This is a genomic window from Streptomyces sp. RLA131, from assembly GCF_056270125.1.
This window is the reverse complement of record NZ_JBWDOQ010000002.1, coordinates 8,094,130-8,117,993: the sequence shown is the minus strand read 5'-3', so window position 1 is coordinate 8,117,993 and position 23,864 is coordinate 8,094,130. Positions and strand designations below refer to the sequence as shown.

The window sequence follows — 23,864 nt, the reverse complement described above, 5'->3', positions numbered from 1 at the left end:
CACCAGCACCAGCACCAGCACCAGCACCAGAACGGGAGAATCGGACATGATCAGGATCGGCGTCATCATCGGCAGCACCCGCCCCGGCCGGAACGGCGCGAGGGTGGCCCGATGGGTGCGGGACCTGGCGGCTGAACACGCGGGCGACGACGCGGACTTCGAGCTCGTGGACCTGAAGGACTACGCGCTGCCGCTGCTCGACGAACCCGTGCCGGCGCGTACGGCTCCGGGCCGGCGGCCGCACACCCGGCGGTGGGCCGAGCGGATCGGCTCGTGCGACGCCTTCATCGTCGTCACGCCCGAGTACAACACCGCCCCGCCCGCCGCCCTGACCAATGCCATCGACTACCTCTACGAGGAGTGGGGCGGCAAGCCGGTCGGTTACGTCGGCTACGGCATCTTCGGCGCGGTCATGGCGGTGCAGAAGCTGCGTGCGCAGGCGGGCCCCTTGCGGATGGCGGACATCGGGCCGCAGGTGGCGCTGTCGCTGCGCGAGGACTTCGTGGCCTTCGCCGACTTCCGGCCGCAGGAGCTGCACGTGGCGGAGGTGCACGGGCTGGTCGACGAACTGCTGGCGTGGGCACGGGCGCTGGGCCCGCTGCGCGCGGCTTCCCGGGCAGTTGCCTGAACGGCCGAAAGCCCCTCCCCCGCGACGTTGACGCCGTTTGTACGAAACGGTGACGGTCCGCGCCCCGGCCCCGCGCCGGGGCCGGTTCCACCCCGGCCATTGGCGCGGTGCCGTGCCGCCACGCGGTGCCGGTGACGGCGTCGTCGGCGTGACCACGGCGACGGCGACGAGCGGCACAGGGCGACGGCCGCGCCTCGCGGGCGGCGGCCCGCTCCCCCGCACTCGGGACGAGCCTGGATTCATCGTGAGAGCAGACTTGCACAACGGGGGTCGACTCCATATATTGATGAGGGCAAACCCCAATAACGATGTTGCTCTCTCTTTACTCTTTACCGGAGGTTCAGATGACAGACGTCTCAGTCGTGGGCCCGGACGACGGCGAGTCGATCCAGCTGGGGCCGACCCTGATGCGGATCCTGGAGGACGGCAGCACCACCGGCCACCGCCTGGGAGTCGGGGAGATCACCCTCGCCCCGCACACCGACGGTCCTCCGCAGCACCGGCACGCCCGGCACGACGAGGGCTTCTACGTGGTGTCCGGCGCGGCCCGGTTCACCGTGGGCGAGAGCGTGCACGACGCACCCGCCGGGACCCTTGTCATGATCCCGCCCGGCGCCCCGCACACCTTCGCCAACCCGACCGACGGCACGACGGTCCTGCTCAACACGTTCACCCCGGACCTGTACGTCAACTACTTCCGGGACCTGCGCGACATGATCGCCGGCGGCCGGCCGCTGACCCCCGAGACGACCATCGAGGCGATGAGCCGGTACGCCACCGAACCGGCCACCGACTTCGCCTGATACCACCACGCGGTACACCGTCACGCTCGCCGGAATCGGCCCGGTCGGGGTGTCCGTCGCCGAGTACGGGTCAGGGCGGCCCGGAGACCCCGACCAGGTCGTGCAGGCGATCCGGGACAGCGCGGACACCGGCTTCTCCGCCTTCGCCCGCTGAGCCGCGACCGCCTGCCGGCCCCCGCCGCCCAAGGAGACCCGGCCGGGCGCAGGACCGCGGTCACCCACGTCACCCACAGCCGCCACCCGATCGAGATCCCCATCGGCTGAACGCAGTCGACCGAGACCCGATTTCCCGCACATCCAGCGCCCCGGAGCGGTCTGCGGGCGATCGGCGACCTCCTCGACACCGAGGCCGGGCCCGACGGCGAGCGGCCCTACGACCGCCCCCGCCCCGCGGGCGCAGGACGCATCAGGACCGCGCGACCACTGATCGAAGAGGATGGACATGACGACGCATACACCCCCGACGGACCGTGGCCGTCGGCGTGGAGGGCTGGTCCTGGCGGTGTGCTGCCTGAGCCTGCTGATCACCGCCTTGGACACCACCGCCGTCAACGTCGCCCTGCCTGCCGTCGGGCACGATCTGCACGCCCCGGTGAGCGGCCTGCAGTGGACCGTCGACGGCTACACCCTGGCCCTCGCCGCGTTCATGATGCTCGCCGGATCCACCGCCGACCGGATCGGACGGCGCCGGGTGTTCCAAGCGGGCCTGGTCCTGTTCACCGCCGGTTCGCTGGCCTGCTCACTGGCCCCGAACCTGGGCTCCCTGATCGCCTTCCGTGTCGCCCAGGGCCTGGGCGCCAGCATGCTCAACCCGGTCGCCCTGTCGATCATCACGCACGCGTTCCCCGATCCGCGCGAGCGTGTCCGCGCGATCGGCCTCTGGGGCACCACGGTGGGCCTGTCGCTGGCCGCCGGACCGGTGGTCGGCGGCCTGTTGGTCGCCTCGGCCGGCTGGCGCTCGATCTTCTGGATCAACATCCCGATCGGTGCGGCCGCCGTCGTCCTGGCCGCGCTTTTCGTGCCCGAATCCAGGGCCGCGGCGGTACGACGCCCCGACCCGGTCGGTCAGGTGCTGATCGTCACGATCCTGACCTCCCTGATCTTCGCGATCATCGAAGGCTCCCACCGAGGCTACGGCAGCACCCCCATCGTCGCCCTGTTCATCCTGTCCGCGGCCGCGGCCGCGGCGCTGCCCGGCTACGAAAGGCGCCGCGAGCAGCCGCTGGTCGACCCGGTGTTCTTCCGCTCGGTCCCGTTCACCGGCTCCTTCGTCGCCGCCGTCACCGCGTTCCTCGTCCTGTCCGGCTTCCTGTTCCTCAACACCCTGTATCTGCAGGACGTACGCGGCTGCAGCGCGCTGCAGGCCGGTCTGCTGACCATGCCGATGGCCGCCGGCACCGCGATCGCCTCACCGCTGTCCGGGCGCCTGACCGCCGCGCGCGGACCGCGCCCGCCGCTGGTCGCCGCCGGCCTGCTGATCGCCGCCGCCGCGCTGACGCTGACCACGCTCACCCCGACCACGCCCTGGGCGGCCCTGCTCGCCGCCTATGTGCTGCTCGGGATCGGATTCGGCCTGGTCAACGCCCCGATCACCAGCACCGCCGTGGCGGGCATGCCGCGCGGCCAGGCCGGGGTTTCCGCCGCGATCACCACCACCGGCCGCCAGGTCGGCAACAACCTCGGTGTCGCGGTCCTGGGCTCGATCGTGGCCGCGCGCACCCACGGTCCGGGGCATGCCGGATTCGCTGCGGCCAGCCACCTGGGCTGGTGGGTCCTGGCGGGATGCGGCCTGGTGATCGCCGCGATAGGCCTGGCGACCACCACACGCCGCGCCGCCGCCACCGCCGCACGGGTCGCCGCGCGCTTCCCGACCGATTCCGTGACCCCGTCGAGCAGTGTGCCCGCGGTACGCGGGGACGCGCAGGCGTGATGCCGCCGTCGGAGCTGTGCGGCTGCGGCCGGGGCAGCCTCGCTCCGGCCGGAGCAGCGGCACCACATTGCGGTCGTCGGACGAGGCACCGAAGTCCGGTGCGAGGAGTCCTCCCGTATGCCCGCAGAGGTCTCTGCGGGATCGCCGGGGCGGCCGAAGTTCACCCGGCCTGCGCGTAGTTGGTCATGAAGCCGACGAGGCTGTGCGGGGCGTTGCCGTCGAAGCACAGTTTGTGGTTCTGAGAGGCCTCGGTGGCGGCGGCGGCGCTGCGCGGGAAGAGCGCTTCCTCGTACGCGGTGAGCGCGGCCTCGGTGTCGTCGGGGTGTGCGGCGAGGGCCTGGCCGAGTTCGGCACCGTCGTACATGGCGAGGTTGGCGCCCTCGCCGGCGAACGGGGACATCAGGTGGGCGGCGTCGCCCAGCAGCGTCACGCCGGGCACGCGGTCCCAGCGGTGTTCGATCGGCAGGGCGTTGATGGTGCGCGGGACCGGGGCGGTCTCACCGTCGGTGATCAGCGCGGTGAGTTCGGGCGCCCAGCCGTGGAACTCCTGGGCGACCCGGGCGGTGGCCGCCTCGGCGTCGGTGAAGTCGATGGAGGCGATCCATTCCTGCGGCTTGTTGAGCGCCGCGTAGGTGTGCAGGGTGCCACCGCTCTCCCGGTGGGCGCAGATCCCCTTGCCGGGGGCGAGTGCGAAGAGCGCGCCGTCGCCGACCGCCTGTGCGCTGGACGGGTGGCGGGTGTCGCTGTCGAACAGGTAGGTCTCGACGAAGGACGTGCCGATGTACTCGGGTTCCGCGTCGGACAGCAGCGGACGGATCCGCGACCATGCCCCGTCCGCGCCGACCAGGAGACCGGTCTCCACGGTCGCCCCGTCCGCGAACGTCACTTCGTGCCGGCCGCCCCCGAGAGGCCGGGCCGCGATGGTCCTGTGCCCCCACTTGATCGTGCCGGCCGGCAGCGAGTCGAGCAGAATCCGCCGCAGGGCGCCGCGGTGGACCTCCGGACGCCCGCCGGTGCCGTCGTCGGGTTCGTCGAGAAGCACCGTTCCGTCCTTGTCGAGAACCCGCGTGGCTTCGCGGCCCTCCAGGACGAGGCCGCGGAACTCGTCGATCAGGCCGGCCGCGTCGAGGGCGAGCTGTCCGTTGTAGTCGTGGATGTCGAGCATGCCGCCCTGCGTGCGGGCGGTCGGCGAGGTCTCGGCCTCGTAGATCGTCGCCGGAATGCCGTGGACGTGGAGGACGCGGGCGAGGGTCAGTCCTCCGAGCCCGGCGCCGATGATCGTGACGTCAGTGGTCATGGTGATTCCTTACGGGTCGCCCGCCTGCCGGGCGGGCACCCGGCAGGTCATCTCTGGAATGTTGTTCCATTGCAGCCTGGAGCGGCGTTCCAGAGATGTCAAGCTGGAACGGGGTTCCAGACGTGTGTCAGGATGTGCGCATGGCAACCAGGACGCGTCGTCCAGAGCGACGAGAGGAACCGCTCTCCCGGGAGCGCATCGTCGAGGCCGCGATCGGGCTGCTCGACACGGCGGGCGAGGGCGGACTCACGTTCCGCGCGCTGGCCGAGCGCCTCACCACCGGGCCCGGCGCGATCTACTGGCATGTCACGGGCAAGAACGAACTCCTCAACGCCGCCACCGACGCCGTCGTCGCCGGCACCATGGCCACCGGCGCCACCGGCACCGCCGGCGCAACGCCCCAGGAAGCGATCCGCACCCTCGCACTCGGTGTGTTCGACGCGATCGACGCCCACCCGTGGATCGGCACGCAACTCGTCCGCGCCCCGGCACAGTCACCGATGCTGCGGGTCTTCGAACACATCGGACGCCAGGTCCAAGCGCTCGGAGTGCCCCACACCGGCCAGTTCACCGCCGCGTCCGCGCTACTGAACTACATCCTCGGAGTGGGCGGACAGAACGCGGCCAACGCCCGCGGAGGGCAACCGGACACGAGCCGGACCGAGTTCCTCGACACCATCTCGGCCGCATGGGCGGACCTCGACCCCGACGACTACCCGTTCACCCGGAACGTCGCGGACCAACTACGCGATCACGACGACCGAACAGAGTTCCTCGCCGGCATCGACCTCATCCTCTCCGGAATCACCGCCCGTCAGGAACCGACCGGCCCGGCGCCGTCGTAACCGGCCTCGCGCAACCTCGGAACCCCGCAAGCTGCTCAGACACCAGAGATCCGGGCCGGGCGGGAGTCCCCGCAAAACGTGCATGCGTACGGGATCCCCGCCGTGCCAGGATGGCGTCGGGAAGCGAGGTCTCGTGGACGAGTTGCGGCGATTCCGCCTGGCGATGGCCGGGTGGGCGGCCGGCGGAGCGGGGGCAGACGCGGCAGCCGCGGTGGCGCGGGAGCTGGCCGGCGGTGTGCGGACGGTCGTGCTCGTCGAGGGGAGCAGTGATCAGGCCGCGCTCGAAGCACTGGCCACCCGCTACGGTCGCGACCTCGGTGCGGAGGGTGTCGCGGTGGTACCGCTCGGAGGTGCGACAAACATCGGGCACTTCCTGGACGTGTGCGGTCCCCCGGGGCTCGGGCTCCCGTTGGCCGGTCTCTGCGACATCGGCGAGGAGCGGCATTTCCGGCGTCATCTGGAGCGGGTCGGGCTCGGGTCCGGGTCCGGGCTCACGCAGGCCGGACTGGAGCCACTCGGGTTCCACGTGTGCGTCGCCGACCTGGAGGACGAGCTGATCCGCGCCCTCGGCGCCGAGGGCGTGCAGCAGGTGATCGAGGCCCGGGGCGAGATGCGCCTCTTCCGCACCTTCCAGGGCCAGCCGGCACAGCGGGAACGGCCCGTGGAACACCAACTGCGGCGCTTCATGGGCACGCACAGCGGCCGCAAGGCGCTCTACGCGCAGGCGCTGGTCGCGCATCTGGACCTCGAGCGCGTTCCCCGGCCGCTGGAACGGCTTCTCACGCACGTCTGACACGGCCGGCCGCCGTCGCCGTCGCCGTCGCCGTGCCGGCGTGCGGCCCCCGCCAGAGGGGTCGAACGGGCCGGTCCGCACTGCGGGTCGGGCCCGGTTCGGGCCACGGTCAGTTCACGCGGGCTCGGCGGCCCGCTTCGCGGACGATGCGATCAGCGGTCTGCTCGGGAGTGAGGGCCGCCGTGTCGAACCACCAGCCGGCATCTCCGAACTCCCGCTTCATGTCGGCGTCGAGGGCTTCGTAGCCGTCGAAGTCGAACCGGTCACGTGGATCCCTGATGGTGTTGCGGTATTGGCAGACCTCGATGCCCGGTGTGAGGACGACGAACAAGACCTGGCGGGGCGTGAGGAGATCGAGGAAGAAGTCCAGCTTCTCGCGGGAGGGGATCATCGCGTCGATCAGGGGCGTGAAGCCCGCGTCGGCGAAGTTGGTCGCCAGCGCGCACAGGTTGCGGTGCAGCAGCTCCACTTGTCGCGCCGCTTCGTCGGCGGGCTCACCCAGGGCCCAGACGAAACCGCTGACGATCATCCCGTTGAGTTCGTCACCGTCAAGCCGGGCACAACGTGGCAGCCGCTTGGCGACCAGCTTGGTCACGGTCGACTTCCCGGCCCCCGGCATCCCCGTCACGATCAGGCAGCTCGGTGTTCCAGCAGCGGTCATGACCGGAATCGTGGCAGGGCGCCCGCAGGTCGGCAATCGTCTTTCCCGAGAAGCGATTCTCGGTGAGCCATCACAGATCAGAGTGTGGCCCGGCCCGACGGCACGCCGAAGGATGTGGACGCGCCTTACAGGCGATCGAGCAGGGGAGTCGGAAGTCGTACCGACACGTCGGCGGCATGCCTGACGGGTGGTCGGCTCGGACGGGTCGCAGACCTCGCGGACGGCCGCGCAGGGATGCGACTGCCCGGCCGCCCCCGCCCCGCCCTGCCGCGCCCTGCCGCGCCCTGCCGGTATGACATCACAGGCCATTGGTGAGACGTAGGTCACATTTCGGGAGTGGATGTCACACTCCGGGTGCCTGGTCCGCTCTCAGTTCGGAACGCGTCCGCGACAGCGACAGGAGCCCTGCAATGTCCGACACCCCGCCGGACTCACCGGCAGTCCCACCCGAAGGCAGCCCGCGGGAGGCGGCGTCGGCTCCCGTGGCGGACATCGCGTCACAGGTGTTCAACGACCACCGTGAGCTGCTGTTCTCCATCGTCTACAACATGCTCGGCAGCGTCGCCGACACCGAGGACGTGTTGCAGGAGACCTGGCTGTCGTGGACGACCAGAAACCAGGCGGCGAACGCGGAGCGGATCGGCAATCCGCGCGCCTACCTGATACGTATCGCGATGAACCGGGCCCTCGACCACCAGGCCGCCATCAGCCGCCGCCGTGAGACCTACATCGGGCCGTGGCTGCCCGAACCGCTCGTCAGCCCCCTCGCCGACACTCCCGTCCCCGGTGATGCCGCTGATGCCGCACTGCGCGCGGAGTCGGTGTCGATGGCGCTGCTGGTGGTCCTGGAAACCCTCACCCCGCTGGAGCGCGGGGTGTTCGTCCTGCACGAGGTGTTCGGCTTCGCCCACACCGAGATCGCGGAAATCCTCGGCCGCAGTCCCTCCGCGATTCGCCAGCTCGCCCATCGCGCCCGCGAACACGTCCACGCCCGACGCCCCCGCTACGAGCCCGAGCCGCGCGTCCGGCAGCAGGTGACCGAACGGTTCCTGGCCGCCGCGCTCGGCGGTGACCTGGACGCTCTCCTGCAGATCCTGGCGCCGGAGGTGACCCTGTGGGGTGACGGCGGAGGCAAGGCAGCAGGGGGCCTGCGGCCGCTCCACGGCCGCGACAAGGTCGCCCGCCTGCTCGCCGCTGTCGCCCCCCGCTCCGGCAAGGGCCTCACCATCGCGTACCGCAGCGTCAACGGCGACCCGTCAGCGCTGCTGTCCGTCGGCGACACCCCCTACGCCGTCCTCGTCCTCGACCTCACTCCGGACGGCAAGCAGATCTGCGGGATCTACGCCGTCGCCAATCCCGACAAGCTCTCGCACGTCGGCTGAACACCGAGGAATCCACATGCTGCGGAGAATGGCGTCCCTGCCCAGTGGCAGGGTGGCGAAATGGGTCGTCCTCGCCCTCTGGGTGCTCGTGCTGGTCCCGGCGCTCATGCTGGGCGGCAAGCTCGGCGACGTCGAGGAGAACGACAATTCGGCCTGGCTGCCCGGTAACGCGGAGTCGACCAAGGTCGTCGACCGGGCCGAGAGGTTCCAGCTTGCCGACACCGTGCCCGCGATCGTGATCTACGACCGGCCCCAGGGCGTCACCTCTGCCGACATGACCAGGGCCCGAGCCGACGCCGAAGCCTTCAAAGGCATCACAGACGTCGTGGGCCGGCCACAGGGCCCGTTGCGGGCCCAGGACGGCAAGGCCATCCAGACCGTGGTCCGGATTCACAAGGACAAGACGGGCTGGCAGGGGATCAGCCAGGTCGTCGACGCGATGAACACGGTCGGCGAACAGAACGGGGGCGGTCTCGGGTTCCACGTCACCGGACCCGGCGGTTACGCATCCGACTCGATCCGGGCCTTCGGCGGAGGAGGCGGCCTGACGACGATCACCGCGTTGGTGGTGATCGTGATCCTGCTGCTCACCTACCGCGGCCCGTTGCTGCCACTGCTGCCGCTGCTGACCGTGGGCGGCGCCCTGGTCACGTCGGAAGCGGTGATCTACCTGCTGGCGAAGAACGCCGGACTCACCGTCAACAAGCAGACCGGCTTCATCCTGACCGTCCTGGTCTTCGGCGCCGCCACCGACTACGCCCTCCTGCTCATCTCGCGATACCGGGAGGAGTTGCGGCGGCACGAGGACCGGCACGAGGCGATGGCGGAGGCCCTGCGCCGGTCCAGTCCCGCGATCATCGCCAGCGCCGCGACCGTCGCGGTCAGCCTGATGCTGCTGATGCTGGCCACCCTCAACTCCACCAAGGGGCTCGGGCCGGCCTGCGCCGTCGGCATCCTCGTCGGGCTGCTCGCCATGGTCACCCTGATGCCGGCCCTGCTGGTCATCTGCGGCCGCTGGATCTTCTGGCCGGTGCCGCCGCCGTACGGACCTTACGGACCGGCGGGGCCGGCCGGCCCGGCCAAGGAGGGCATCTGGACCCGCGTCGGCACCGCCGTCTCCGGCCGGCCGCGGATCGTGTGGATCGGCACCACGCTCGTCCTCGGCGCCATGGCGATCGGGACGTTCGGGCTCAGGGCCGACGGGCTCTCCAACAAGGAACAGTTCACCAACAAACCGCAGATGGCCGTCGGCGAGGAGATCCAGGCCGCACACTTCCCCGTCGGGTCGGGTGACCCCGTCTACGTCGTGGCCAGGGCCGCCGCGGCGGAGCAGGTGAGGACCGCGCTGTCAGGCGTCACCGGAGTCGCCACCGTCTCGGCGCCGATGGTCGAGGACGGTGAGGCCGTCATGCTCGGGGAACTCAAGGACGATCCCAGCAGTCCGGCCGCGATGCGCACCGTCGAGCAGGCCAGAACCGCGGTCCACGAGATCAAGGGTGCGGATGCCCAGGTCGGCGGCAACGCCGCGATCATGCTCGACACGCAGGAAGCGGCCACCCGCGACTCCAAGGTGATCATCCCCATCGTGCTGGTCGTGGTGTTCCTCATTCTCGCGCTGCTGCTGCGGGCGATCGTCGCACCACTGCTGCTGATGGCGACGGTGGTGTTGTCGTTCGGAGCAGCCCTCGGCGTGAGCAGTCTGATGTTCAACCACGTGTTCGGCTTCGCCGGTGCGGAAGCCTCCTTCCCGCTGCTGGCGTTCGTGTTCCTGGTCGCCCTGGGTATCGACTACAACATTTTCCTGGTCACCCGGGTACGCGAAGAGGCCCTGCTGCACGGCACCCGGCGCGGCGCGCTGACGGGTCTGTCCGCCACCGGGGGTGTGATCACCTCAGCGGGTCTGGTGCTGGCCGGTACCTTCGCGGCGATGGCCTCGCTGCCGCTGGTGTTCGCGGCCGAGCTCGGCTTCGCGGTGGCGTTCGGCGTGCTGCTGGACACCATGATCGTCCGCTCGGTGCTGGTCACCGCGCTGACCCTCGACGTGGGTCGGTGGATGTGGTGGCCCGGCAAACTGTTCCGGCATCCCGACCTCCCCCGGCCGCCGGCGGGCAGGCCCGACCTCGAACCCGCTCGCGCGGGCACGTGACAACCTTCCGCCACGGGTCTCCGGACGCCGGCCGACGTGGTCAGTGCAGGTTCGGCCGAGGGCCCGTGAGGGCGACGCCCTCGCCGCGGCCCGCCGCCGGCCGCCGATGGTGGAGCTCGACGGGACGGCCGAGGTCGTCGGCGACGGCGCGCCGCACCAGGGGCGGTGCGAGGGCTGCACCACCACGGCCTGGGTCGGGGTGTCCGAAGGTCGAGACTGCGGCTGATCTCGTCGTACACCGATTGTCGGAGGCCGCTGGCGGTATCGCCGCCGTGAACGTCATCCGTACCACGCCACCGCGGCCGCTCGACGTCACCGCGGTCTTCCCTCAACTGGCCCCGCTGGCGCGTACGGCGACCCGTCTGCACCCACGCCCCGGGGCACCGTCGCCGCACGACAGCTCTGTCGGCGGACCGCTGCTGTGGCCCGCCGAGCAGCCGTGGCCGTACTGCGAAGGTCCGCACGTGAGGAGCCGGGCGAGAGCGGTCCTCTCACCGGACGACATCCGGCTGCTGCGCCGCAACCGGGCGGCAGCGGCCGACCGGCGGCGCCGCGATCCTCAGGCCCTCGCGGCCACGCCCGAGGAACACCACGGCTCCGGCCAGGCTCGGTAGTCCGGGTGTCATGCTGGGGTCGCGGCTGCCTCCCCTGCGGGGTGCGCGGGCCGGGCTACCCGCCCGGATGGACAGGTCCGGATCCAGACGGCTGTTCATGTCCAGCTCGAACCGGCCATACGGATTCACGTCTGTCCAGAACAGCGGCGACAGCGCCCGGCGGTCCGCGTTGGTGAACTTGTCCGCCCACTTCGGATCGGCCAGGACCTCCTGCACCACAGCGTGTTGACGTGCACCAGCGCGGACCGGAGCAGGTGCAGCGCGAGCATGGACACCCCCTGGGACTCCTTGTCCTGCCCGGCCGGGTCGCCGTCCTTGCCGTAAAAGAGGGCCTTGTTCGCGGAGTTCCAGTTCTCCACCACCTGCAACCCCTCGTGGATCTCCTGGCGCATCTCGACGTCGGCGAGGCAGTCACACCCTCGGCCGACGCGGCCACCACCGCTGACGCGCCTTCGCAGGACAGTCGGCCAGGATGGTCCCGGGCCCTCGTGGCTCTTGGCCTTGCCCAAAGGTGACGGCCGACACTGTCTGTGGCGAACAAGCTGGTGAACTGAGCGCGCTTGGCTCCGACCGTGCCCGGACGAGAGGAACCCGCATGGATGACGACGCTGTCCTGGCAGAGCAGATGGCCTACTACAGGGCAGGCGCGGCCCAATACGACCGGCCCTATACGGAGCGCGAAGACCTGCGGAAGTTGCTGACGGTCGTCGATGACCTCCCGGTTGCCGGGCATGTGCTGGAATTGGCCTGCGGAACGGGTCAGTGGACCCCGATGCTTGCCGCGCGGGCGCGGTCGGTGACGGCTGTCGACGCGGCAGCCGAGGTATTGGCCCTCGCTCGTACGCGCGCCACCTCCCCCAGCGTTCAGTTCGTTCAGGCCGACGTGTTCGAGTGGCGGCCGCGGCGGCGCTACGACACCGTGTTCTTCGCCTTCTGGCTTTCCCATGTTCCACCAGCGCGGTTGCCCGGCTTCTGGAACACCGTCGCCGCCGCGCTCGCGCCGGGCGGCAAAGCGATCTTCATCGACGACGGCCCCGCTGCGGCAGCGGCGGAGGAAGTCCTCACGGATCAGCACGTCCCCGCGGTGCTGCGCCGACTCGATGACGGCAGTCAGTACCGCATCGTGAAGGTATTCCACGATGCCCGGACGCTCACGGACGAGCTCACCACGCTGGGGTGGTCGGTGCACATCCGGCCCGTGGCCGGGAAGTTCATCGGCGTTGCGGAACCGCCGGCCGCCCCTGGCCCCGGCCCGGGCTGAGCCGCTGGCTCCCCGGCATGGATGCGGACGAGAGGTCCGGGCGTGAACTGAGTCTGGGGCCGCGGGACTTGAAGCGTCCAGGACCGCGGGCCCACCCCCCACGAGGGTGGGCCACAGGGCGCTCCGGGCCTGAGGCCATCGAAGTCCTGCGTCACTCCGGCATCCGTATCGAGGAACTGTACGAGGCGAACCACCACTCGCTCGCCCAGTACCGGCCGCCGGCCACCTCGCTCGTCCCGCTCCCGCGGATCGCTCCGTCAAAAACCGGGTTATGCGTCGGGCCGCTGAACACCGAAGGGCTGCGCGGCCTGGGCACCCCGGGGAAGCATCAATGCTGAGCCCGTGTGGAGGGTGATGCGTATCGGTGTGAATTTCTCGGCGTCGACCGACGACTCCCCGGTGCCGGGATTGCGGGCATAGCGCGGATGGGCGCCTCCGCTGATCTGCCAGCGAATACGGTGCCCGGCGGCGAAGCGGTAGGCGGTGTGGCTCATCGGTACGGTGACCTCCGAAGGCGCCTGCCCGACCGTGCTCAGCCGGGCGAGCCCGTCACAGACGTTGGTGGAACGCCCTTGTGCGTCCACGTCGCACAGGCGGGTGAAGACGTCGGCGTATCCGGTGTCCGTGGAGATACTCAGCCGCGCGGAGACCGGGCCGAGGACGTCCACGGACTCGGCCAGCGGCGGACCGGTGAACGTCAGGACGTCCTCCCGGGCCTCCAGGGCTCTGTTGTCGCGGGGTCCGGCAGCCGGGGAGAGCAGAGGACCGCCGAGCGACGGGGTGGGGGCCGCCGGGTCGTAGCGGAAGGATGCCAGCGGTGTGGTGTCCGTGGGGGCCTGCCGGGTGAGATGCCCGTCCGGGGCGGGGAACCATGACGCAGCGGCCGGGGACAGCGGCCAGTCGTCGAGGTCCCGCCACGCGTTCTCGCCGCCGATGTGGACGCGCACTCCGGTGGGGCGCAGGCCGGAAGGGTCGGCACACAGGTGCGCGCGCAGCCACGCGAGGCTCTCGGCGAACACCTCGGGCCAGCCTTGTTGAAGTGCGGAGGTGTGCGTCCAGGGGCCGACGAGCAGGGCGGTCTCGCATCCGGCCTGACGCAGCCGGCCGTACTGTTCGAAGGTCTGGTCGACCAGCGCGTCGTGCCACCCGGTGATCAGGCTGGTGGGTACGCTCAGCCGCTCAGCCGCCTCTCCCGGGGACGCGCCGGCCCAGTACGGATCGTTGGCGTCGGGGTGTGTCATCACATCGTCCAGCCAGGGCACTTCGCGCCCAAGGGCCGGCACGTACGCCCCGCGCGGCGGCTGCGCGACGCCGACTGCGCGCAGTCGGCGTCGCAGGCGCAGCGCGGCTCTCACGAACGGTGCCGTCCCGCGGTGCTGGTACGTCATGCCGACGCCGACGACGAGGGCGTTCTCCAGGCGGAGTGCGCCGTCTGTGTGGAACAGGGCGTAGGGGTCGTGCAGACCCACCTGCACCACCATCGCCTTCAGCTCCGGCGGCGGGTCCAGAGCGAGTGCCCACTGCACATAGCCCAGATAGCTGGGGCCGATCGTGCCCAGTGTTCCGTTGAACCAGGGCTGCTCTCTGAGCCAGGACACCGTGGCCTGGCCGTCAGCGGCCTCGTTGCGCCACAGATCGAACCGACCGCCTGAGCCGCCGGTGCCGCGGCAGCTCTGCAGGACCACGTGGAAGCCCTGTTCGGCGAAGAGCATGCCGTACATGGGTGACCACGGCAGGCCCCTGCCGTACGGCGAGCGCACGACAAGGGTGGGGAACTCGCCCTGCGCGCGGGGGAAGTAGTGGTCCGTGATCAACGGGCTCCCGTCAGCGGCCGGAACCACCAGCCCCGGCTCCCACCCGGCTTCGTAGCGTTTGGCCGGGAGATTGCGCCAGAGCGCTCTCATCATCCGCGAGGACAACGGCGGCTTGCCGGAAGACGGTGTCCAGGCCGGGTTCAACGCGGTGTCGTGCGTGGGTGGTGTCATGGTTCCCTCCGCCATTCTCGTACGGTGTACGAGAATAGCGGATGCTTGGATGGGTTCCACAAGGGCCGCAGCGACACGAAGGGGGCTACGAGGACCGTGACCCGTGATGGCGCGTCCGACGCCAGGAGCGTCGACCCCCAACAGCTGTGGCTGGGCACCACCGCGCCCCGCAGGGGGCGAAGGCCCGCCTTCAGCCGCGAGGCGATCACCGCGGCAGCCGTCGCCCTGGCGGACACCGAAGGGCTTGACGCGGTCACCATGCGGCGGCTCGCCTCGCAGGTCGGAGCCGGTGTCATGTCGCTCTACAGCTACGCCCCCGACAAGGAGACGCTGCTGGAACTGATGGTCGACCACGTCAGCGGCGAACTGCCGACAACGGACGCACCCACCGGCGACTGGCGCGCCGATCTGAAGGCCATCGCCCACCTCCAGCGCGCCCTCATGCTGCGGCACCCCTGGCTGCCCGGCGCCCTGTCCACCCGCCGCACACTCGGCCCCAACACCCTGGCCTTCCTGGAACGAGCACTCGCCGCCCTGCGACCCACCGGACTGGACGGCGCAGCGAACCTGGAGGTCTTCGCCCAGCTCACCGCGTTCGTAGCAGGGCACGTCGCCTACGAGATCGCACAGGCCACAGCCGCACAATCACCCGACCGGGCCGCAGCCGAAGCCCGCTACCTCGCCGCTGTCGCCACGGACGGCCACCACCCGGAGCTGGCCGCAGCCCTCTCCGCCCCCGGACGCGCTGTCACCCCCGAAGCCACGTTCACCCGCTTCCTCAACCGCCTGATCGACGGCCTCGACACCGACTGACCGTTGGGGAGGAGCTGGAGTGCCGGTGCCGGTGCCGGTGCCGGTGCGCCCGTGCCGGTCGGGCCCCGGCCCGGTGGCTCGGCGCGTGGTGTCGTCCCGCGCGGGCGAAAGCTCAAACGGTGTCGCTGCCGGGGTGGATGGTGAAGATCTGGTCCAGGCCGACGATGGTCAGGATGCGCAGGGTGTTGGCGGGGACGGCGGCCAGGACCACGTCGGCGCCGGCGGCCTGGGCGCGCTGGCGGGCGGCCAGGAGGGCGGTGATGCCGGTGGAGTCGCAGAACTCCAGGCCGGACAGGTCGATGACCAGGTTCTGGCCCGGGCTCAGGAAGAGGCGTTCGACCTGTTCGCTCAGGGCGGCGGCCTGCTCGTAGTCGAGTTCGCCGACCACGTGCAGGATGGGGCCGGTGGCGGCGTGACGGTGGGTGATGTTCAGCGGGCTCATCATGGTTGATCCGTTGCCGGGCGGGAGCTCGGACGGCCCGCGGGGACGCCGAGTGCGAGCAGGGCGGTGTCGTCGTCCAGGCCGTCACCGAAGCTCTTCAGCAGCCCGGTCAGCGCGGTGATCATCTCATGGGCCGAGGTGGGGGCTTGGTCGGCGGCGAAGTCGCGCAGGGCCTCGTCGCCGAAGAGGGTCTCGCGGGTGGAACCTGTGCGGGCCTCGGTGAGGCCGTCGGTGTAGAGCAGAAGCGTGTCGCCGGCGGTGAGGGTGGTCTCGGCCGTGCTGAACGGAGCTGCAGGCAGGACGCCGACGAGCAGTCCTCCGGGAGTGGGAAGGTAGTCGGCGTGGCCGTCGGCCCGTATCACCAGCGCCGGCGGGTGACCGCCGGAAGCGAGGCGCACCGCGGTGCGCCCCTCGGCGGCGCCGGGTTCGATGACGCCGAAGATGACAGTGCAGTACCGGGGGTCGCCACTGGCGGCGTACCGCTCCTGCAGGACGGCGTTCAGCGTGGTCAGGGCTGCGGCCGGCTCGGGATCGTGGAGGGCCGCGGCCCGCAGGGTGTACCGGGTCAGCGAGGTGAGGGAGGCCGCTTCCGGGCCCTTGCCGCACACGTCGCCGAGGAAGAACGCCCACCGGCCCTCGCCCAGGGGGAACAGGTCGTAGAAGTCGCCGCCGAGACGGTCGGGGGAGGCGGTGTGGTAGTAGACGGCCGGCTCCAGTCCCGGCACGTCGGGAAGCGCGGCGGGCAGGAGGGACTGCTGCAGCACAGTGAGCGCGGCGGCCAGCCGTTCCCGGTCGGCCTCGGCCTGGCGGCGTGCCTGTTCCGCCTCCGCATGCGCACGCTCGGCCTCGGCGCGTGCCTGCTCCGCTTCCTGGCGGCGGCGCAGGAGTTGCTGCTCGTAGGCGCGCCGGTCGGAGGCGTCGAAGACGGTGGTGCGGATCAGCAGCGACTCGCCCGCACTGCCGTGCTTGACCACGGAGGAGACCAGCACCGGCAGGCGGCGCCCGTTGGCACTCTTCATCTCCAGGGCGATGCCGCGCAGTTCGCCCTGCATGCGCAGCAGCGGCGCGAAGTGCGTCTCGTGATAGAGCTTCCCGCCGACGGTGAGGAGATCGGCGAAGCGGACCCTGCCCACCACCGCTTCGCGCTTCAGGCCGAGCCAGTCGAGCAGGGTGGTGTTGATCTTGGCGATGGTGCCGTCCATCAGGGTCGACAGGTAGCCGCAGGGAGCCGACTCGTACAGGTCCTCGGCACTGTCCTCCAGCAGTGCGCTGAACGTGGCGTCGGTGCTCGCCGCGTCCCCGATCCCCGCCGGCTCCGGTTCCTCGCCCGTGCAGCACATCACCGCTGGGCTGCCAGGAAGTCGAGAATCGCTTCGTTGGTGGCCTCCGGCGCGCTCAGTTGCGGGCAGTGCCCGGTGGCGTCCAGGGTGACCAGGCGGGAAGAGGGGATCGCGGCGTGCACATACGCACCGACCTCGCGGGGGGCGATCACGTCCTGGGAGCACTCCAGCACCAGGGTGGGCACCGTCACACTCTTCAAGTCCTCGCGGCTGTCGGACAGGAACGTGGTGCTGGCGAAGACCCGGGCGATGTCCGGATCGGTGGCGCAGAAGCTGTTGGTCAGCTCCTGCCCCAGCTCCGGGCGCTCCGGATTGCCCATGATCACCGGGGCCATCACGGAGGACCAGCCCAGGTAGTTCGACTCCAGCGACTCCAGCAGCTCTTCGATGTCCTCCGCCGTGAAGCCGCCCCGGTAGCCGTCGTCGTCGATGTAGCAGGGCGAGGGAGCCACCATCACCAGCGCCCCGATCCGCTGCGGCGCCATCCGCGCGGCCAGCACCCCCACCATGGAGCTGACCGAGTGCCCGACGAACGCCGCCCCCTCCAGATCCAGCTCGTCGCAGATCTCCACCACGTCCTGGGCATAGCCCTGGAGCGAGGAGTACCGCTCCTGACTCCAGGCCGACAGATCCGAACCGCCGGAGCCGACGTAGTCGAACAGCACCACCCGGTACTGCTTCGCCAGGACCGGCACGGCCAGCCGCCACATGTTCTGATCGCAGCCGAATCCGTGGGCCAGCACCACCACCGGGCCATCAGCCGGGCCGGTGACCGTCACGTTGTTCCTTCTGCGGATGTCCATACCGGCCATCCTCCCACCTGCTCCGAGCGACTCTCTCCGCCGGAAACGGTCCGCCCGTCCTGGATGATCGATTCCAAGGGGTTCAGTGGTCGTAGGCGGTCAAGGCGCGCAGGACCGGCTGGTCGGTGTGGTCGTTGTGCCAGATTGCGGCGGTGAGGGCGAGGATACGTTGCAGGACGCGGACGGCCACTCCGCCGGGAGTGCGGCCCCGGTGCCGTTCGAGGTCGAGTTGACCCTTGAAGGTTTCGTTGATCGACTCGATGACCTGCCGCAGCGGCTTGAACAGCTGCCATCCGGGCCGCTCGGTCTCGCCTTTGCGGGCCGGCCGCAGCAGCCGGACACCCAGCTCGGCCAGCCGTTGTTCGAACTCGTGGCCGAAGTAGTTCTTGTCGCCGATCAGCGTCTGGCCAGGGCGCTCTGTGGTGAGCTGGGACTCGCCGTCGAGCAGGTCCAGCAGGGTCTCGCGTTCGTCGGCCTTGGCTCCGGTCAGCGCGAAGGCGACGGGCAGGCCGCGCAGTGTGCAGACCAGGTGCAGCCGCAGTCCCCAGAAGTAACGCGTGTGACTGGCGCAGTACCCGTACTGGGCCCATCCGGCCAGGTCGGAGGGCTTGACGGTCTCACGGGAACGGCCGCACTCAACCGGCGTGGAGTCCACGACCCATACGTCGTCGCTCCACAGCGTGGTGTCCCGGGCCAGCGTGCGGGTCACGTGACGGACGAGGTCCGCGGACTTGCGCAGGCGCTTGTTGTAGCCGGGCTGCTCGGGCAGGTAGGGGAAGAGGTACCGCAGGTGGGCATGAGCGTGCCGCGGCCACCGCGCCTCGGAGGTGAAGCCCAGCATGGCCCGCATCATCGCCAGGGTCACCAGCTCGGCGTCGCTGAGCTGCGGCGCAATGCCCACGGCCGGCCGCCATGGCCCGAACTGCGGCGAACCCTTCAGGAGATCATCGGTCTTCACATAAAGCGCGGTCGCGAGGAAGTCCAACTCTGTCTTCACGCACCGACATTGGACTCCCTCGCCTCGACTGCGCAGGGGATCGTGGCAATCCCGGCGTGGATACCTTCGACTACGGTGTCAGCACGATCCTGCCGAAGACCTCGCCCGCGTCCATCTTCTGGTGCGCCAGCACGGCTGCGTCCAGTGGCAGCATCTCGTGCACCACTGTTTCGATCTCGCCCCGGCTCGCTGCGGCGAACTGCTCGCTGCGCAGGGCACGCCGGTCGGCTCCGGCGACGGTGGCTGCGCTGAAAGCGGCGAAGGACAGCGACTTCTGGAACGCCGCCATGATCTTCGTGCCGAAGTCCGCCGGTGGCTGGCCTGCGACAGCGCCCACGGCCACCATGCGGCCGTTCGGGTTGAGCCGGTCGAAGAACGACGGCAGGTCCTTGCCGGCCACCACGTCGATGATGACGTCATAGCCTGCGGGAGCTTGTTCCCCTCCTTCGCCGGAGCGGTCCAGCACGTGGGTCGCGCCGAGACGCAGCAGGTGCTCGCCTCGCTCGGCCGAGGAGGTGGTGACCGCCACCGCGACGGCGCCGCCGCGAGCGGCGAGTTGCACTGCCATGATCCCGATGCTGCCGGCCGCACCACGCACCAGGACCGTCTCCCCGGGAGCGAAGTGGGCGTGGCGGAGCCCGAAGTGGGCCACCACGCCGGAACTGCCGAGTGTCACCGCATCGACTGCGGACAGGTTCACGGGCAGGGGAACGATCTCCTCGACCGGCGCGAGGGCCTGTTCGACGTAGCCTCCGCCGGTGCCGGTGAAGGCCCACACCCGCCCGCCGATCCACGAGGCGTCGACGCCGTCACCGACCGCGGTCACGGTGCCCGCCACCTCGCTGCCCGGGATGTGGCCCTCCTTGAAGCCGTAGGCGGCCAGGGCCCCGCTTCGGATCATGGTGTCGACTCCACCGACGCCCACGGCCTCGGTGGCGATCACCACCTGTCCGGCAGCAGGTGCGGGAGCCGGCAGGTCGACAACAGCCAGACCTTCAGGACCTCCGTACGTATGGATCGCGATTGCCTTCAATGTCGTCTCCCATGCTCTCGGACCGATCAAGTGCGTTCGTGCCCAGTACCCGCCGCCGATCGCCGCCGCCGATCGCCGCCGGCGACGGGAGGGGGTTCACGGCGCGGCAGGGGTTCGGTCCCGGTGCTGTGCGCCCCGATGATCTCGGTGAGCTGCTACGTCTCGAACGCTAACGGACACCCCCGTCCGTTTAGGTAAAGTGAGAGCATGATCGACCGTTTGCCTCACACCCTGCGTTCCGACGCGCTGGACAACCGCGAGCGCATCCTCGACGCGGCCCGAGCACTGTTTTCCGCCGACGGCCTGGACGTGCCGATGCGGGAGATCGCGCGGCGCGCGGGGGTCGGACCTGCCACCTTGTACCGTCACTTCCCGACCAAGCAGGTGCTGGCCACCGAAGCCTTCGCGGACCAGTTGCGCGCGTGTCGCACCATCGTCGACGACGGGTGCGCCGATCCCGATCCGTGGCGTGGCCTTTGCCTGGTGATCGAGAAGATCTGTGAGCTGCACGCGCGGGATCGGGGTTTCAGCGAAGCCTTCATGTCGACCTTCCCGGGGGCGCCGGATGTCGCGGGCCGTGAGTACACGGTGAAAGCGGTCGCCGGACTGGCCCAGCGGGCCAAGGACGCAGGGCACCTGCGGTCCGACTTCGTCCTGGACGACCTCATTCTCATCCTCATGGCCAACAAGGGGATCCACACCAGATCGACCGACACCCAGGTCATGGCCTCCCGACGCTTCGCAGGGTTGGCTGTCCAGGCGTTCGAAGCCTGCCCTCAGCACGCACCACTACCACCAGCGGCACGACTGGTATCCGCAGCACCGGACAGCGCCTGACCGTGGGCGAGCGGTACCCACGCTCGACGCACGAACCACTGAACCCCTTGGAATAGATCATCCAGGTGACGTCGGCCGGCAGGAGACGACGGCGTCATTCCAGGACCGGGCGCAAGAGGCCGGAGACGGTGCGGCGGCACCGCTCGCCTCGGACAGTCAGTGGTTCGCGATCTTGCCGATCGAACGGCCGGAGCGAGTTCGGCGAAAGCCGGAGCGCAGCGCCCGGGCGTGTGCCGACCGGAGAGACCCGGCAGTGAGCGCTGTCCTCTCCGGTCGGCCGGCGGCGCCCTGTCGGGCGGGAACCGTCAGCTGCCGCAGGCGCATCCGGCGGCGGTCTGCTCGCCGGTGCCGCAGCAGGCGTCGCCGCCGTTGACGGCGCTCCTGCCGAGCTGATCGGCGTCGGCCTTGACGACGTAGACCTCCCAGGGCTCCTTGCCGGGGCCATGGACCCAGACCTTGTCCTGGAGGGCGTAGCAGCAGGAGGTGTCGTTCTCCTCGAACGTGGCCAGACCGGCGTCCTTGAGGCGGTCGGTGGCGGCGGTGACCTCCTCGGTCGACTCGACCTCGACGCCGAGGTGGTCGAGGCGGGTCTCCTCGCCGGGGGCGCCCTCGATCAGGACCAGCTTGAGCGGCGGGGTGGTGATGGCGAAGTTCGCGTAGCCCTCGCGGCGTTTGGCCGGTTCGGTGCCGAAGAGCTTGGAGTAGAAGACGATCGACGCCTCCAGGTCGGCGACGCGCAGAGCGAGCTGAGCACGGGACATGGCGGTCTCCCCGGGATGGATCCGATGGCGCATCGACGGTTGTCGATATAATGCGACCTTGGCACCGGATTAGATGACTGTCAACATAGAGGTATGTCGAATCAGGTACTACCGATGCCCGTCGAGGAAAAACCGGTGGCATGCTGCCCGCCGATGGTCCGGGCTCCGCTCGGCGAGGAGGCCGCCGCCGGGCTGTCGCGCATGTTCAAGGCCCTGGCGGACCCGGTACGCCTGCGGCTGCTGTCACTGATCGCCTCCCATGAGGGCGGCGAGGCCTGCGTCTGCGACCTGACCGGGCCTTTCGACGTGTCCCAGCCGACGATCTCCCACCACCTGAAGGTGCTCCGGGAGGCCGGGCTGGTCGGCTCCGAGCGTCGCGGGACCTGGGTGTACTACTGGATCCGGCCCGCCGCCCTCAACCAGCTCTCCGCCCTCCTCCAGGCCCCCGCCCCGGGGTCCGGGGCCGCCTCCGGGCCGGATTCCGGGCCGGATTCCGGGCCGGTTACCGGGCCGGTTTCCGGCTCGGGGTGCTGCGGATGACCGCCCCGCTGGGCGCCGGGCTGCCGCCCAGGCCGTCGGAACCGCCGCGCTGGTCGCCATCGTGGTCGGCTCCGGTATCCAGGCCACGCAGCTGACCCGCGACGTCGGGGTGCAGCTGCTGGCCAACTCCCTGGCCACGGTCTTCGGCCTCGGCGTCCTGATCGCGCTGTTCGGCCCCGTGCCGGGCGCCCACTTCAACCCGTTCGTCTCCGCCGCCGCCTGGTTCACCGGCCGCCGCACCGGCGACGGCCCGGCCCTGCGGGACCTGGCGGCGTACGTGCCCGCCCAGACCGCCGGCGCGGTCGGCGGGGGCCGTCCTGGCCAACGCCATGTTCGCCCAGCCCCTGGTCACCTGGTCGGCTCACGACCGCTCGGCGCCGCACCTGTGGCTGGGCGAGGTCGTAGCGACCTCCGGCCTGATTCTGCTGATCTTCGGGCTCGCCCGGTCCCAGCGGCCGCATTTCGCGCCGGTGGCGGTGGCCTCCTGGATCGGGAGCGCGTACTGGTTCACCTCCTCGACGTCCTTCGCCAAGCCGGCCGTCACGATCGGCCGGGCCTTCACCGACTCCTTCGCCGGGATCGCCCCCGCCTCCCTGCCCGCCTTCGTCGCCGCCCAGCTCGCCGGGGCCGTCCTCGGGCTGGTCCTGGTCGCGGTGCTCTTCGGCCGCCACTCCCCCGTCCCGGCGACCGCCCCGGCCGGTGAGCACGAGTTCGCTGCCACCCCCGGTCGCTGAACCAGCCTGTCCCGAGGATGAACTGTCACGGCATCCCGTGGAGGTGGCCTCGTCGAAGTCGGCGGGCACACCGCGTCCGGTCAGGTCCCAGGCCCACAGGCCGACGAACGCGCCGGTGAACCCCAAGGCCCGGATCTGGCCGCCCTCGATGTCCTCGGCGAGTTCGCCGGACAGCACGGAGGCGTCGGGGAACGCACCGATGGGACGCCGGCCGGGGCCGGTGTCAGGCGCCGAGCGGCGTGCCTCGTGCTGAGCGGGTCTCGCCGAAGGTCCGTCGGTACGCGCCAGGTGTGGTGCCCAGGGCGGCCCGGAAGCGGCGTCGCAGGTTGACCGCCGAGGCGAGTCCGACACGGGTGGCGATGGCCTCCACCGGAAGGTCGCTCTGCTCCAGCAGCACCCGGGCCGCGTCGATACGTCGGCCGAGCAGCCACTGTCCCGGGCTGGTGCCGAGCTGTTCGTCGAATCGCCGGGCGAGTGTTCGGCTCGACAGTCCCGCGCGGTCGGCCAGTCGGCCGAGGGTCAGTGGAGTGTCGAGCCGGGAGGTGGCCCACTCCAGCAGCGGCGCCAGCGACTCGTCCGGCCTGGCGAGGTCGGGCTGCGTGGCGTACTGGAGTTGGCTGCCCTCGCGGTGCGGCGGCAGCACCATGCTCCGGGCGATCTGGGCGGCATACGCGGCGCCGTGGTCGGAACGTACGAGGTGGAGGCACAGGTCGATGCCCGCGCCGGTTCCGGCGCTGGTCGCCACGTCGCCGTGGTCCACGTACAGCACGTCCGCGTCCACCACCACCTCGGGGAAAGCGGCGGCGAGTTGGGCGGTGCGGCGCCAGTGAGTGGTGGCGCGGCGACCGTCGAGCAGTCCGGCCTGGGCCAGGACGAACGCACCCGTGCAGATGGCGACCATCCTCACCCCGCGCCGGTGCGCGGCCAGCAGCGCGTCCAGCACGGTCAGCGGCACCGGTGTGCCGGGCGGCTGCCAGCCGGGGACGATCACGGTGTCCGCGTCCTCCATGGCTGACAGCCCCGCGTCGACGAGCATCGTGTAGCCGACGGTGGTCCGCACAGGCCCGGGGCGCTCGGCGCAGACCCGGAAGTCGTAGCGGACCGGCAGCTCGTCGCGGACGGTGCCGAAGACCTCGGCGGCACAGGCGAGTTCGAAGGGTGACTGCGGCTGGTTGAGCAGAGCCACCACCCGGTGGGAGGTCATGGCAGCAATATACCC

The 23,864-nt window shown here is 70.6% G+C and carries 22 protein-coding genes and 4 pseudogenes; 14 read left to right on the top strand and 12 right to left on the bottom strand.

Annotated elements, in window-relative coordinates; all coding sequences use genetic code 11:
* Positions 1 to 46: 46 nt before the first annotated feature.
* The 3 genes from RWE79_RS37690 (at position 47) to RWE79_RS37680 (ending at position 3,361) form a co-directional block, all read left to right on the top strand.
* A complete protein-coding gene (locus tag RWE79_RS37690) occupies positions 47 to 628 on the top strand; it encodes an NADPH-dependent FMN reductase (RefSeq protein ID WP_475946362.1) in 582 nt (193 codons plus the stop codon).
* A gap of 344 nt (positions 629 to 972) precedes the next feature.
* Positions 973 to 1,431, top strand: a complete 459-nt coding sequence (locus RWE79_RS37685; protein ID WP_475945048.1) for a cupin domain-containing protein — start codon at positions 973 to 975, stop codon at positions 1,429 to 1,431.
* 442 nt (positions 1,432 to 1,873) lie between these two features.
* Complete coding sequence (locus RWE79_RS37680) at positions 1,874 to 3,361, top strand: MFS transporter (protein WP_475945046.1); 1,488 nt, start codon at positions 1,874 to 1,876, stop codon at positions 3,359 to 3,361.
* Positions 3,362 to 3,521: 160 nt separating this feature from the next.
* Here the strand turns inward: RWE79_RS37680 and RWE79_RS37675 are convergent, their stop codons facing one another.
* Entirely contained in the window at positions 3,522 to 4,658 is a 1,137-nt protein-coding gene (locus RWE79_RS37675; RefSeq protein ID WP_475945044.1) for an FAD-dependent oxidoreductase, read from the bottom strand.
* Between the two features lie 140 nt (positions 4,659 to 4,798).
* On the opposite strand from RWE79_RS37675, the gene RWE79_RS37670 reads away from it, so the two are divergent.
* Both RWE79_RS37670 and RWE79_RS37665 read left to right on the top strand, forming a co-directional pair.
* Positions 4,799 to 5,503 carry a TetR/AcrR family transcriptional regulator gene (locus tag RWE79_RS37670; RefSeq protein WP_475945042.1) on the top strand — a complete coding sequence of 235 codons (705 nt, stop codon included), beginning with the start codon at positions 4,799 to 4,801 and terminating at the stop codon, positions 5,501 to 5,503.
* 133 nt (positions 5,504 to 5,636) lie between these two features.
* Positions 5,637 to 6,296, top strand: a complete 660-nt coding sequence (locus RWE79_RS37665; RefSeq protein ID WP_475945040.1) for a TOPRIM nucleotidyl transferase/hydrolase domain-containing protein — start codon at positions 5,637 to 5,639, stop codon at positions 6,294 to 6,296.
* A gap of 109 nt (positions 6,297 to 6,405) precedes the next feature.
* On the opposite strand, the gene RWE79_RS37660 is transcribed toward RWE79_RS37665, so the two are convergent.
* Entirely contained in the window at positions 6,406 to 6,957 is a 552-nt protein-coding gene (locus RWE79_RS37660) for an AAA family ATPase (RefSeq protein ID WP_475945038.1), read from the bottom strand.
* Between the two features lie 410 nt (positions 6,958 to 7,367).
* On the opposite strand from RWE79_RS37660, the gene sigJ reads away from it, so the two are divergent.
* The 4 genes and pseudogenes from sigJ to RWE79_RS37640 form a co-directional block, all read left to right on the top strand.
* A complete protein-coding gene (sigJ, locus tag RWE79_RS37655; protein ID WP_475945036.1) occupies positions 7,368 to 8,339 on the top strand; it encodes an RNA polymerase sigma factor SigJ in 972 nt (323 codons plus the stop codon).
* Positions 8,340 to 8,355: 16 nt separating this feature from the next.
* The gene (locus RWE79_RS37650; protein WP_475945034.1) at positions 8,356 to 10,485 is read left to right on the top strand and encodes an MMPL family transporter; all 2,130 of its coding nucleotides are present in this window, start codon (positions 8,356 to 8,358) and stop codon (positions 10,483 to 10,485) included.
* A pseudogene (locus RWE79_RS37645) lies at positions 10,421 to 10,678 on the top strand (hypothetical protein); the annotation flags it as partial. The gene RWE79_RS37650 and the pseudogene RWE79_RS37645, both read left to right, overlap by 65 nt.
* A gap of 79 nt (positions 10,679 to 10,757) precedes the next feature.
* A pseudogene (locus RWE79_RS37640) lies at positions 10,758 to 11,072 on the top strand (hypothetical protein); the annotation flags it as partial.
* A gap of 152 nt (positions 11,073 to 11,224) precedes the next feature.
* Here the strand turns inward: RWE79_RS37640 and RWE79_RS37635 are convergent.
* Positions 11,225 to 11,608: a Tn3 family transposase gene (locus RWE79_RS37635; RefSeq protein ID WP_475945032.1), complete on the bottom strand. Its 384-nt coding sequence runs from the start codon at positions 11,606 to 11,608 to the stop codon at positions 11,225 to 11,227.
* A gap of 86 nt (positions 11,609 to 11,694) precedes the next feature.
* On the opposite strand from RWE79_RS37635, the gene RWE79_RS37630 reads away from it, so the two are divergent.
* Entirely contained in the window at positions 11,695 to 12,360 is a 666-nt protein-coding gene (locus tag RWE79_RS37630) for a class I SAM-dependent methyltransferase (protein WP_475945030.1), read from the top strand.
* A 269-nt stretch (positions 12,361 to 12,629) separates the two neighbouring features.
* Here the strand turns inward: RWE79_RS37630 and RWE79_RS37625 are convergent, their stop codons facing one another.
* Entirely contained in the window at positions 12,630 to 14,345 is a 1,716-nt protein-coding gene (locus RWE79_RS37625; protein WP_475945028.1) for a CocE/NonD family hydrolase, read from the bottom strand.
* A gap of 96 nt (positions 14,346 to 14,441) precedes the next feature.
* Between RWE79_RS37625 and RWE79_RS37620 the strand changes: the two genes are divergently transcribed.
* Positions 14,442 to 15,158: a TetR/AcrR family transcriptional regulator C-terminal domain-containing protein gene (locus tag RWE79_RS37620; RefSeq protein ID WP_475945026.1), complete on the top strand. Its 717-nt coding sequence runs from the start codon at positions 14,442 to 14,444 to the stop codon at positions 15,156 to 15,158.
* 112 nt (positions 15,159 to 15,270) lie between these two features.
* Here the strand turns inward: RWE79_RS37620 and RWE79_RS37615 are convergent, their stop codons facing one another.
* The 5 genes from RWE79_RS37615 to RWE79_RS37595 all read right to left on the bottom strand — a co-directional run bounded on the left by RWE79_RS37615 (position 15,271) and on the right by RWE79_RS37595 (position 19,773).
* Positions 15,271 to 15,600 (bottom strand): STAS domain-containing protein, encoded by a 330-nt coding sequence (locus RWE79_RS37615; protein ID WP_475946360.1) that lies wholly within the window; start codon positions 15,598 to 15,600, stop codon positions 15,271 to 15,273.
* Positions 15,600 to 16,940 carry a PP2C family protein-serine/threonine phosphatase gene (locus RWE79_RS37610; protein WP_475945024.1) on the bottom strand — a complete coding sequence of 447 codons (1,341 nt, stop codon included), beginning with the start codon at positions 16,938 to 16,940 and terminating at the stop codon, positions 15,600 to 15,602. Before RWE79_RS37610 ends, RWE79_RS37615 begins: the two co-directional genes overlap by 1 nt.
* Complete coding sequence (locus RWE79_RS37605; RefSeq protein ID WP_475945022.1) at positions 16,940 to 17,743, bottom strand: alpha/beta fold hydrolase; 804 nt, start codon at positions 17,741 to 17,743, stop codon at positions 16,940 to 16,942. Before RWE79_RS37605 ends, RWE79_RS37610 begins: the two co-directional genes overlap by 1 nt.
* Positions 17,744 to 17,825: 82 nt before the next feature.
* Entirely contained in the window at positions 17,826 to 18,740 is a 915-nt protein-coding gene (locus RWE79_RS37600; RefSeq protein ID WP_475945020.1) for an IS982 family transposase, read from the bottom strand.
* A gap of 70 nt (positions 18,741 to 18,810) precedes the next feature.
* Positions 18,811 to 19,773 carry a zinc-binding dehydrogenase gene (locus RWE79_RS37595; RefSeq protein ID WP_475945018.1) on the bottom strand — a complete coding sequence of 321 codons (963 nt, stop codon included), beginning with the start codon at positions 19,771 to 19,773 and terminating at the stop codon, positions 18,811 to 18,813.
* Positions 19,774 to 19,980: 207 nt separating this feature from the next.
* Here RWE79_RS37595 and RWE79_RS37590 point away from each other — a divergent pair, with 207 nt between their 5' ends.
* A complete protein-coding gene (locus RWE79_RS37590) occupies positions 19,981 to 20,610 on the top strand; it encodes a TetR/AcrR family transcriptional regulator (protein ID WP_475945016.1) in 630 nt (209 codons plus the stop codon).
* A gap of 305 nt (positions 20,611 to 20,915) precedes the next feature.
* Here RWE79_RS37590 and RWE79_RS37585 read toward each other — a convergent pair whose 3' ends face one another.
* Positions 20,916 to 21,371, bottom strand: coding sequence for an ArsI/CadI family heavy metal resistance metalloenzyme (locus tag RWE79_RS37585; RefSeq protein WP_475945014.1), 456 nt, complete (start codon positions 21,369 to 21,371; stop codon positions 20,916 to 20,918).
* Between the two features lie 153 nt (positions 21,372 to 21,524).
* On the opposite strand from RWE79_RS37585, the gene RWE79_RS37580 reads away from it, so the two are divergent.
* The gene (locus RWE79_RS37580; protein WP_475946358.1) at positions 21,525 to 21,911 is read left to right on the top strand and encodes an ArsR/SmtB family transcription factor; all 387 of its coding nucleotides are present in this window, start codon (positions 21,525 to 21,527) and stop codon (positions 21,909 to 21,911) included.
* Positions 21,862 to 22,645 (top strand): annotated as a pseudogene (locus RWE79_RS37575) (aquaporin). The gene RWE79_RS37580 and the pseudogene RWE79_RS37575 overlap by 50 nt, the downstream one beginning before the upstream one ends.
* 60 nt (positions 22,646 to 22,705) lie before the next feature.
* On the opposite strand, the pseudogene RWE79_RS37570 reads toward RWE79_RS37575, so the two are convergent.
* Positions 22,706 to 22,846 (bottom strand): annotated as a pseudogene (locus RWE79_RS37570) (hypothetical protein); the annotation flags it as partial.
* A gap of 22 nt (positions 22,847 to 22,868) precedes the next feature.
* The gene (locus tag RWE79_RS37565; RefSeq protein WP_475945012.1) at positions 22,869 to 23,849 is read right to left on the bottom strand and encodes a GlxA family transcriptional regulator; all 981 of its coding nucleotides are present in this window, start codon (positions 23,847 to 23,849) and stop codon (positions 22,869 to 22,871) included.
* Positions 23,850 to 23,864: the final 15 nt, after the last annotated feature.